General features: G+C 44.2%; 8 protein-coding genes. 6 read left to right on the forward strand and 2 right to left on the reverse strand.

The genetic code is table 11. The features are described 5' to 3' along the window. Window positions 1-181: 181 nt before the first annotated feature. The 6 genes from RMO55_RS18245 (at window position 182) to malQ (ending at window position 8901) form a co-directional block, all read left to right on the forward strand. Window positions 182-352, forward strand: coding sequence for a hypothetical protein (locus RMO55_RS18245; RefSeq protein WP_310428924.1), 171 nt, complete (start codon window positions 182-184; stop codon window positions 350-352). 36 nt (window positions 353-388) lie between these two features. After that, the gene (locus tag RMO55_RS18250) at window positions 389-1369 is read left to right on the forward strand and encodes a tetratricopeptide repeat protein (RefSeq protein WP_310428926.1); all 981 of its coding nucleotides are present in this window, start codon (window positions 389-391) and stop codon (window positions 1367-1369) included. Window positions 1370-1431: 62 nt separating this feature from the next. Continuing rightward, the gene (locus RMO55_RS18255; protein ID WP_310428928.1) at window positions 1432-2523 is read left to right on the forward strand and encodes a cellulase family glycosylhydrolase; all 1092 of its coding nucleotides are present in this window, start codon (window positions 1432-1434) and stop codon (window positions 2521-2523) included. A gap of 87 nt (window positions 2524-2610) precedes the next feature. Further along, complete coding sequence (locus tag RMO55_RS18260) at window positions 2611-5445, forward strand: filamentous hemagglutinin N-terminal domain-containing protein (RefSeq protein ID WP_310428930.1); 2835 nt, start codon at window positions 2611-2613, stop codon at window positions 5443-5445. A gap of 419 nt (window positions 5446-5864) precedes the next feature. Continuing rightward, on the forward strand, window positions 5865-7106 hold the full coding sequence (gene trpB / locus RMO55_RS18265) for a tryptophan synthase subunit beta (RefSeq protein ID WP_310428931.1): 1242 nt from the start codon (window positions 5865-5867) through the stop codon (window positions 7104-7106). A gap of 295 nt (window positions 7107-7401) precedes the next feature. After that, window positions 7402-8901 (forward strand): 4-alpha-glucanotransferase, encoded by a 1500-nt coding sequence (malQ, locus tag RMO55_RS18270; protein WP_310428933.1) that lies wholly within the window; start codon window positions 7402-7404, stop codon window positions 8899-8901. A 33-nt stretch (window positions 8902-8934) separates the two neighbouring features. Here malQ and RMO55_RS18275 read toward each other — a convergent pair whose 3' ends face one another. Together RMO55_RS18275 and RMO55_RS18280 are read right to left on the reverse strand one after the other, a co-directional pair. Further along, window positions 8935-10200, reverse strand: a complete 1266-nt coding sequence (locus RMO55_RS18275; RefSeq protein ID WP_310428935.1) for a hybrid sensor histidine kinase/response regulator — start codon at window positions 10198-10200, stop codon at window positions 8935-8937. A gap of 7 nt (window positions 10201-10207) precedes the next feature. Beyond that, on the reverse strand, window positions 10208-11053 hold an 846-nt coding region (locus RMO55_RS18280), incomplete at its 5' end, for a response regulator (RefSeq protein WP_310428937.1).

Below are 11053 nucleotides of genomic sequence, written 5' to 3' on the forward strand. Positions count from 1 at the left end.
TGGGGAGTAGAGGTTACGGCGACTCCTAAATCGTCCTCGTCCTCTGGTTCTTCAAGTAACTAGCGTCAGGGTTAAGAATCTGGGCGTTGCTGATTTAATGTATGATTTGCCCCGAAATTTAGAGTAGGGGCAATTCATGAATTGCCCCTACTCTAAATTTCAAAGACCATCTACTTCATTCATGCGCTCTAAATTAACAGACTGGGAATTATCCGTCATCATTTTAATAATTTCTATATTTACCATCAAACCAATTTCGCTTAGTCCCAATCCTCAGGCTCAATCAAAGATCGACATCTTCCAGGCTGTTCGATGCCAGCTCGATCGATCGAAATTAACTTTGATCGGCTAAATCCAATTACTAATTACTTTAATGAGGCAAACTACCATGATTAAAATCTCTTGTCGTCATCAGATCCCCGACTTCTTGAAGAAGTCGGGGATCTCTCCTCAGCGATGGCTGCATGAAATCGATCGATCTTCGAGTACAATATCTGTAGGGTTGGCAATTGGTTGTGGATTGTTAGTCAATAGTTTAAGTGGTTTTCTTTATCCTCAACCAGCACAAGCACAGGTGACGTATCAACATATTCAAAAAATGGGCAAAAAAGTCTGTTCCTTTATGGGCGGTCGATCGAAGTTAGACGGACAAACTTTGATGATCATGACACAGATTTTTGACCAAGATTTTTCCGATCCCAATCCTGTCAACTTTGCTCTCAATCGATACGTCTTCAAAAATTGTCCGCAGGACTATCTCGCATACGAACAGCGAAAAAGACGTAATAACCCTTTTGCCAAAAATCCCCTACTCGTTAAAACTGGAGTGCCATTACTGAGTGGAAATAGTGCCCCGTTACTGAGTGGAAATAATACTCCATTACTGAGTGGAAATAGCACTCCATTATTGAGTGGAAATACTACCCCGTTACTAAATGGAAATAGCACTTCCGAAACAGCGGAAAGTTATCGAGAAAAAGGCAAGAAATTACTCATCGCCCGCAATTATCAGGAAGCTATAGTTGCTTTCGATCGAACTATATCCTTAGACTCTAGTACGGCTAGCAGTTATTATTACCGTGCTTTCTCTTTTTATCGAATCGATAAACTAGCCCCAGCTCTAAGAGATTTAGATCGCGCAATTGAGTTGAAGCCCAATTACGCTGATTTTTATCTGAGACGAGGTATTGTTGTCGCGGCGATGGGAGATCGGGAAACTGCTTTAACTAATTATAGTCAGGCGATAGAATTAAATCCTCAACTCGCTCAAGCCTATCAGAACAGAAGCCTGCTGCGCCGCGAATTGGGAGATATTGAGGGAGCTAATCTCGATCGAGCTAAAGCAGTTAAATTGGGAATTAATCAATAAGTAATAAGTAATAAGTAATAAGTAAGTTGCAGTATTATCAATATTATTTAGAGTCGATCGATATGTCTAGTCTATTTTCTCGGCGACAAATTCTGAACTTGGGTAGTAGCTTTGCGATCGGCGCGGCGGGTACAATGTTAGGGAATACACCATTATTTGCTCAACCAGGCAGAACTACTTTTTATACAAAGGGGCGGTTTCTTTACCATCCTAACGGTACAAAAGTTATTCTGCGAGGGGTGAATTTACCACTATTAGATGATTGGGGCTTTCCGCAAACTGATACTCTCTCAGAATTAGTAAAAACTGGTGCTAATGCCGTTCGTATTCAATGGTACAAAAATTATGGTCAAGCTAATCGTCCGACCTTTAGTGAAACAGATTTAGATAATTTCCTGGCAAAATGTCGAGCTAATCAAATTATCCCCATCCTTTATCTCAGCGATCTGACATGCAAAAGCGATCCAATTTTACTCAATAGTCAATTAATGCCGTGGTGGACTTCCAAACCAGTTTTAAATGTCTTAAAAAAACATCAAAATTACCTGATAATTAACCTTGCTAATGAGTTGGGGCATTACCGCTGGAGCAATAATCCCGCGACAGCATTGAATAGTTTTAAGAATGCTTATAAAACGGCGATCGTCAGGATGCGAAAACATTTACAAGTACCGATCGCGATCGATGCTCCAGATTGTGGTTCTTCGATCGAAGTTTTCCCCCAGATCGCCAAAGAATTAATTAATAGCGATCCAGCTCAAAACCTATTATTTAGCGGACATGCTTATTGGGCGGCTTATAATGGCATCCCACATATTCAAGCGGCAATTAATGCCAATATCCCACTCTTTTTCGGAGAAATTGCCAATAAACAGGATGAAGATGTGAATGGAAAAACTCAATATTGTCGTTACGATCTCGATGGAATTAAGGAAAATCAGCCCGCCCAAAATGGATTTACCTATCAATCATTATTGACGCTACTACAGCAAAAAGAAATCGGCTGGTGCGCTTGGAGTTGGTGGAAAGATAACTGTAGCAAGCGAGAAATGACTAGCAACGGTACGTTTGCTGGACTGACACCCTACGGTAAGGATATTGTTAATAATCCTACCTATGGTTTGAAAGCAACAGCGAAAAAAGTAGCTCTTTGATTAAGTAATAAGTAATAAGTAATAAGTAATAAGTAATTGTACATTACATGAGTCCGAGTACGACCAATTCATCCATCTTGTCTTGTCATGAATAAGCAAATCTTTTTCGTACTGACTACCACTGCGGTATTGCTCCTTCCTCACATCGCCCACGCCCAAACATACGAACCTTCCAACCGGATTCCCGTCGCCGATAATAGTAAAATTGGCACTACAGTATCGGGAACTAATAATCAATTCACCATCGGTGGTGGATTGCAACGCGGACAAAATTTATTCCATAGTTTCACCGAGTTCTCCATACCTAAAGATACCTCCGCACTCTTTGACAGACCGACAGGAAATCAATCGATTATTACTCGCGTCACGGGTAGTTTTTTTTCGGATATTAATGGGGGAATAGATACCAGAGGATCTAACTTCTTATTGATTAATCCCAATGGAGTGGTATTTGGTCCAGGTGTGTGGTTGAATGTAGGTAAGGCATTTATGACCAGTACGGCGAATGGGACCGATTTCATCGATGCTCAGGGAAAAACCTATAATTTTGGTGTAAATAAAGCGGGTGATGAAGCATTATTGAAGATCGATCCAAATGTTGCTTTTAATCCAGCCAAATTGATAATGGGTACGAGTAATCCTGGGAGTAAAGGGATCGAACATTATGGGAGTTTGTCAAGTAATAATCCATCACAATACATCGGATCGATCGGTGGGGATGTCACCTTTTATGGCGGACAAATATACAATCAAGGTGGCAAGGTTGATGTCGGCGGATTGCGGCAAAGTGGCTCGATCGAGTTTAGTCTCCAAAATGGTGTAAAGTTTCCCAAGGATGTAGAACGATCGAATGTAACCCTACTGTCGAGACAAAAAATCAACAGTGAAATTTATGTTCGATCGGGTGGGGGCGGTAGTGTTAATATTTTTGCTAAAGATATTACCCTAAACGGGAGTTACACGGGCATTCAAGCGGGGACTGACAAGAACTTGGGGTCTCCCACCTCAGTGGCTGGAGATATTAAGCTTGATGCCACTGGAAATTTAATACTCTCCGACGGTGCGGTGATTTTTAATCAAGTCCTGAGCGGCGCAGTGGGGAAAGGTGGTACGATCGATATCGCTGTTGCTGGTAATTTAGCTGGTACTAATAATGCCCGAATCGGAACCTTCGCCGAAGGAAAAAAAGGCGATGCGGGGAATATTAATATTAAAGTCGCTGGTGACATCTTATTTGATGGTGGGATGGGTGATTTTCGGAGTGGAGTATTGAGCACAGTAGCATCAGGAGCAGTGGGGAATGCTGGTGCAATTGATATCACTACTCGTAATCTATCGATAAAGAATGGTGCTCAATTATTTGCCAGCACATATGGTACGGGAAATGCGGGGAAGATTAAAATTAAAGCCACGGATAACATTTCCATCGATGGTGGCGCAGGTGATAAACGTAGTGGTGCATTAAGTCGAGTAGAAGAAACAGGAGTCGGAAATGCTGGGGAGATCGAGATCGAAACTCGTAATCTATCTGCCACCAACGGTTCTGGCATCGGTACCAGCACATATGGCACCGGAAATGGGGGGAATATTAAAATCACTGCCACTGGTAAAATCTCGCTTGATGGTGCGATCCCACTTGGTGACGGACAAAATGCCTATAGTAGTGGAGTCTCAAGTACGGTACAAGCTAGAGCCGTAGGCAAAGGTGGTGAGATTGAGATCGTCACTCCCAATCTATCTGTGACGAATGGTGCCACATTAGCTGTCAGCACATATGGCACAGGAGATGGGGGCAAGATTAAAATTACCGCTGCTAATGGTAATGTCTCCTTTGATGGTGGTATCAATCAATTTCGGAGTTCGGCATTCAGTCGCTCTTACCAACAAGCAACCGGAAATGCTGGTGGGATTGAGATTGTCACTGGTAATCTAGCTGTGACTAATGGTGCGGGATTAATTGCCAATACTGAAGGCACCGGAAATGCAGGGAATATTAAAATTAATGCTACTGGTAAAGTCGCCTTTGATGGGACTGCCAATGGTCTTTTTAGTAGTGTCGCAGAAAGTACTGTAGAACAAGGCGCGAAAGGGAACGGTGGCGGGATCGATATCTCAGCGGGGACTCTATCTATCGCTAATGGTGCTGAATTAAATTCCAGCACCGAAGGTACCAGATCTGCGGGGGATATCTTCCTCAAGAGCGACACCATTACCTTAAATAAGGGCAAAATTTTATCAGAATCGACGATTACTACGGGTGGAGATATCAAGATCGTCACGACAGGCTACTTACTGCTGCGCAACGATAGTCTAATTGCTACTGATTCTGATAGCACGGGCAAAAAGAGTAGTGGTGGAAATATTACGATTAGTAGTCCCTTAATTGTCGCCTTACCTGGAAATAATGACATCACCGCCAATGCCTATCAGGGGACAGGTGGTAAAGTTGACATCACCAGTCAAGGACTATTTGGTATCCAATCCCGTCCTCAAGGTTCACCCTTCACCAATGATATTACTGCCAGCTCCGAGGGCGGAAAAAGTGGTACCGTCCAAATTAATACCCCAGATCTAGATCCAGCCAAGGATAAGGGCAAACTTCCGGCTGCGCCTAATGATGCTAGTAACCAAATTTCCCAAGCCTGTAGTGCCAGTCAGCGAGATCATAAATTCTATATTACTGGGCGCGGTGGATTGCCACCAACTGCCAACGAACCCCAGGAGAGCGAAGCACTGTGGTCAGATGCGCGGGAGATTAAGACGCAACCAGCTACAACGGTAAGTCTACCACCGAAATATGCACCACCAGCGATCGGGTTAGTCTTGGAGCCGAATGGACGAGCGCGATTAATTGCCGCGCACGCACCAGTTATTCCTTCACAACTAATCCACCCTGCTTCATGCCCGCCCTCTAGGGACTAAGCTTCTCATTTAGGATTGCTATACAGCAATTCCAAATTCAAGATATTTTACCGATTTTCCACCAATAATTGATTGTTGCTGGTGGGGTTGGGCGGGTTCGTTTCGCAATTAGTGGTGCGTTGCGAGGATTTCTAGCATAAAGCGGCGTTTTTATGCGGGGGGAACCCCCGCATAAAAAAACGACAAGACACCCGCCATCTACGACATATGGGAATAGGTTTGAATTTGGAATTGCTGATTGCTATAGTTGATGTGGATAGTCATGAGTGTGCAACGGTATAATATATCGATCGAGATCGACTCGATCGACAAATAGCTATTTTCCATCCCTCGACTTGAGTTCGTGGGGGTAATCCAAAATCCTGCTTGGTGCGCTAAACTGTCGGGGAACCCGACAAGCGCACATCCGCAAAATCGAAATGACTCAAACGCCCCTCTCACCCAGCCAAAATCGTCAGTCATCCCAGCAGCCAGACAGTCTCGGTCGGTTTGGCAAGTTTGGGGGAAAATATGTGCCAGAGACGTTGATGCCAGCATTGCTGGAGTTTGAAGCTGAGTATTATCGTCATACCAAAGATCCTGAATTCCATCGAGAACTCAACGGATTGTTACGCGACTATGTGGGCAGACCTAGCCCCCTCTATTTTGCCGAACGCCTTACCGAACGTTATGCGCGTCCTGATGGCACTGGTGCCCAGATTTACCTCAAACGAGAAGACTTAAATCATACTGGTGCCCACAAGATTAATAATGCACTGGCGCAAGTCCTCCTCGCTAAACGGATGGGTAAGCAACGGGTAATTGCTGAGACGGGTGCAGGACAGCATGGAGTAGCGACGGCGACTGTCTGCGCTCGGTTTGGTTTGGATTGCGTGATTTTCATGGGCGTGGAAGATATGAAACGCCAGGAATTAAATGTCTTTCGGATGCAATTGCTGGGTGCGGAAGTACGTCCGGTGGCGGCGGGAACTGGGACGCTCAAGGATGCGACTTCCGAAGCGATTCGGGATTGGGTAACGAATGTGGAGACGACACATTATATCCTGGGATCTGTAGCTGGACCGCATCCCTATCCGATGATCGTCCGCGATTTTCATGCAATTATCGGCGAGGAAACTCGCGCTCAAGCAGTAGAAAAATGGGGCGGTTTACCGGATATTCTCCTCGCTTGTATCGGTGGTGGTTCTAATGCGATGGGACTATTTCATGAGTTCGTCAAAGAACCGTCCGTGCGCCTGATTGGGGTCGAAGCCGCAGGGGAAGGCGTGGAAACTGACAAACATGCGGCAACACTCACCAAAGGTCGTCCAGGTGTTTTACATGGCGCGATGAGTTATCTGTTGCAGGATAACGATGGACAAGTTACTGAGGCACATTCAATCAGTGCTGGATTAGACTATCCTGGTGTAGGACCAGAACATAGTTATCTCAAAGATTTGGGACGAGCTGAATATTACAGCATCACTGATGCTCAAGCTCTGGTAGCTTTTCAATTGCTATCCAAGTTAGAAGGTATTATACCCGCTCTGGAAACATCCCACGCGATCGCGTACCTCGAAACTCTCTGCCCCCAACTCACTGGTAGTCCTAAAATTGTCATCAATTGTTCGGGACGTGGTGATAAAGATGTTCAGACTGTTGCTAAAGTATTGAAGTTTTAGTTTTTCGAGTTGCTGCGTAGATCTACCCACCCCGTCGCTACGCGCCACCCCTCTCTTGAAAAGGTGCTCCACTTGCGGAGTTGGGTCGGATGGGGAACCCATCCGTGACCCATACCCAAGCAGGGGAAACCCCAAGACCGCACTTTTCGCTCCGAGGAGGGGATTTTCCGCCCTAGCCCTAATATTGCGAAGTGATGGGGGAAATCCCCTCCTCGGAGGGGCGAATAAGCCGCAAGGCTCATTCGGGGTGGGTAAGATCTCCGCCGTAGTCCAGTCCCCCTCCCCCCCTAATCTCATGACTCGTTCCAGCGGAATTCTCCTTCATCCCACCTCATTACCTAGCCCCTTTGGGATTGGCGATTTAGGTGAAGATGCTTATACATTTATCGACTTTTTACACAATGCCAAACAAAAATATTGGCAGATCTTACCATTAGGGCCGACGGGTTATGGTAACTCGCCTTATATGTGTTATTCGGCGATCGCGGGTAATCCTTTACTCCTGAGTCCAGTTAAACTATTAGAAGATGGATTACTGATTCCAGCAGATTTAGAAAATTTACCGACATTTTCTAGTCACAAAGTCAATTTTCCACTCGCGATCGAGATTAAAACCAAACTATATCATTTAGCATTCGATCGATTTCAGACATTCGCCGATAAAGAGCAAAAAGCGACTTTCGATAACTTCTGTCACAGTCAGATTTATTGGTTGGATGACTACGCTTTATTTATGGCAGTACGGGAAGAGCAGGGAGATAAGAGTTGGCATCAATGGGAACAACCCGATCTAGTCAAGCGCGAACCACTCGCCCTCATCCACTGGCAGAATCATCTCAAACACCAAATTAGTTATCATAAGTTTCTTCAATTCAAGTTCTTTGAACAGTGGTCAGCATTAAAAGCTTATGCTCATGAACATGAGATTGAAATTATTGGTGATATCCCAATTTATGTCGCTCACGACAGCGCAGATGTCTGGGCAAACCAAGAATTTTTTGAACTCGATCCTGAAACAGGTGAAGCCGCTCTCATGGCTGGTGTGCCACCAGATTACTTTAGTGAAACCGGACAATTGTGGGGAAATCCAGTCTACAACTGGGAAAAATTAGCCCATACTCAGTTTAATTGGTGGATTCAAAGATTTGAATCTTTACTAAAATTAGTCGATGTAATTCGCGTCGATCACTTTCGTGGTTTTCAAGCATTTTGGGCTGTCGAGCAGGGCGAAACCACCGCGATTGATGGACGCTGGATTAAGGCTCCAGGGGCAGACTTATTTACTACCATTCAACAGAAATGGGGACATTTACCGATTTTAGCTGAAGATTTGGGGGTAATTACACCTGATGTAGACGCTCTGCGAGATCAGTTTGGTTTTCCAGGGATGAAAGTACTTCAATTTGCTTTCGGTTCGGATAATGGCAATCCTTTTTTACCATTCAATCATCGACCCAATTTTGTTGTCTATACGGGTACCCATGATAATGATACCAGCGTCGGTTGGTTCGAGAAATTAGAAGGTCGGGAACGCGATCGATTCTTGTTATATTCAGGTGGTGTTGGTGCAGCAGGAATTCATTGGGATCTGATCCGCTTGGCGATGAGTTCTGTAGCGAATATCGCCATCTTTCCGCTCCAAGATGTCTTGGGATTAGGTGGTGCGGCACGGATGAATTTCCCTGGTGTAGCTGAAGGAAATTGGGAATGGCGATATGATTCCGCCGTACTTAACGAACCACTGGCATTACGGTTGAAAAATTTGACGGCAATCTGTGGTAGAACTAGCTCCTAAATTTTGTTAGTAAATATCATCCTCAAAGGGATCTCACCGCGCATTGAGTGGGTTAGAACAGAGCATCCCTTCAGAACGATCGGTGCCAGTAAACAGTTGAGGGATTTGCACCGTGGGGGATATTTGTGAGGAGTCGTTAGCAGGCAATTCGATCGTAAAGCAGCTACCTGCATTTTCAGTACTATAGACACTAATTTGACCGTTATGTAACTCCACAATTTGCTTTGCTAAAATTAGCCCCAGCCCGTTGCCTTCATGTCGCTCTCCTAATAAATTAGCAATTTGGACAAAGGGCTGGAAAAGCTGTTTGATATTTTCTGAAGTAATACCGATTCCAGTATCGGCGATCGCAATCCGAATACATGGGATATTTTTGCTATCTGTCAACATTGCTTTGGTGACACTCAATGTGACAGAACCAGCCGAGGTAAATTTAATACCATTGTTGAGTAAATTCAGGATAACTTGGCGCATCTGACGTTCGTCGATCGAAATCTGCGGCAGATTGGGTTCGATCTTCAATATCAACTTGATACTTTTTCGATCGGCTAGTGATTGGATTGCTACCAAACAAGATCTGCACAGATCTTCAATCGCGATGAGATCGAGATCCAATTTCAATTGACCAGATTCAATATTTGCTAACTTGAGAGTGTTATTAATTAACGAGAGGAGATGATTACCACTGTGCTCGATCTTGGCTAAATCATCTACTTGTTGAGCATTGAGTGTTCCAGATTTCTGTTCTTGCAACCGCTCTGCTAATCTCAAGATGTCATCGATCGGTGTCCGAATTTCTGCACTCATGGTCGATAGGAACGATCTTTTCGAGATATTAGCTTTTTCTAGGGCTTCGTTGGCTATTCTCAATGAGGCGGTTTGCTCGGCTACTTGTTGTTCTAGATTTTGAGTTAACAGCCGTAACTGGATGTGGGTTTTGACTCTGGCTAAAATTTCTTGTTCTTGGAAGGGCTTGCTAATATAGTCTACGGCACCACAATTAAACCCTTTGATTTTATTGTTGATATCGATCAGAGAAGTCATGAACACGATCGGAATATCACAAATTTTGGGATTGGCTTTGATCCGATCGCAAGTTTCAAATCCATCAATTCCGGGCATCCTCACATCTAGCAAAATCAAATCGGGAGATCGCCGTTGCAGCAGTTGTAATGCCTTTTCGCCACTAGTGGCGATCGCGATTTCATAGCCAACATCACTCAGCACTGTAGAGAGTGCATCTAGGTTAGCGGGTGTATCATCGACAATAAGAATTAGTCCAGTTAATTTAGTAGTCATGACTAAGTTAGTTTAATGAGGGGGAAGATAGGGATTTTTGGAGGAAGATCTCGATTCGATCGATCTGGAATTCCTTGGCTAATTGAATGATGCGGCTGGTAAATGGTTGATAAAGAATATTTTTTTGCCCAATTTGCTCGGCGGCGGCAATTAATTTATTGACCATTCCATCCTGAATGAGTTCTAGTAAGATCTGTAAATCGGTTTCAGTAGGTAAAAATATTCCTGTAAGCGATGATGAATTATCATCCACTGAAAAGCTGTGATTTGAGTTAGTCGGATCGTATTTCCAGGTGAGTTGTAAGTGTTTGGCTAATAATGGCAATAACTGATTGAGTTGGAGTGGTTTGGCGAGAAAATCATCACCGCCCGCTGCTAGGCTCTGTTGCCGATCGAGTTGAGCTACTGATGCCGAAGAAACTAGCACTTTCAAATGTTGGAGATCGCGATCTTGGCGTAACTGATGGAGTAATTCATAGCCATTCATCACGGGCATCACTAGATCGGTAATAATCAGGTCGGGTAAAAGTTTTTCGATCGATTCTAAGCCCACTTTGCCATTTTCAGCTTCGGTAACTTGGAACCCTAACGGCGTGAGTAAATCGACTAATACCGATCGATTTTCCCAATGGTCATCAATAATTAAAATCTGGCGGCGTTGCCCCTCATAGCCAACGATTGTGGGTGTCAGATCGATCGACTGTGGTTGGATATCAGTGCTGATTGTCGGAGGTGTGATGTCAAACCAAAATTCACTCCCTACACCCTCTTGACTCTGAACTTGAATTTTGCCACCCATTAATTCCACAATTTTTTGACTAATTGTTAATCCCAATCCAGTACCTTCCGACTG

Origin of the sequence: Chamaesiphon sp. VAR_48_metabat_135_sub (assembly GCF_031418915.1) — a bacterium.
Lineage (GTDB): Bacteria > Cyanobacteriota > Cyanobacteriia > Cyanobacteriales > Chamaesiphonaceae > Chamaesiphon.

Coding starts and splice junctions, on each gene's coding strand:
- RMO55_RS18245 (WP_310428924.1), top strand. CDS start 182: ATGCGCTCTAAATTAACAGACTGGGAATTATCCGTCATCATTTTAATA.
- RMO55_RS18250 (WP_310428926.1), top strand. CDS start 389: ATGATTAAAATCTCTTGTCGTCATCAGATCCCCGACTTCTTGAAGAAG.
- RMO55_RS18255 (WP_310428928.1), top strand. CDS start 1,432: ATGTCTAGTCTATTTTCTCGGCGACAAATTCTGAACTTGGGTAGTAGC.
- RMO55_RS18260 (WP_310428930.1), top strand. CDS start 2,611: ATGAATAAGCAAATCTTTTTCGTACTGACTACCACTGCGGTATTGCTC.
- trpB (WP_310428931.1), top strand. CDS start 5,865: ATGACTCAAACGCCCCTCTCACCCAGCCAAAATCGTCAGTCATCCCAG.
- malQ (WP_310428933.1), top strand. CDS start 7,402: ATGACTCGTTCCAGCGGAATTCTCCTTCATCCCACCTCATTACCTAGC.
- RMO55_RS18275 (WP_310428935.1), bottom strand. CDS start 10,200: ATGACTACTAAATTAACTGGACTAATTCTTATTGTCGATGATACACCC.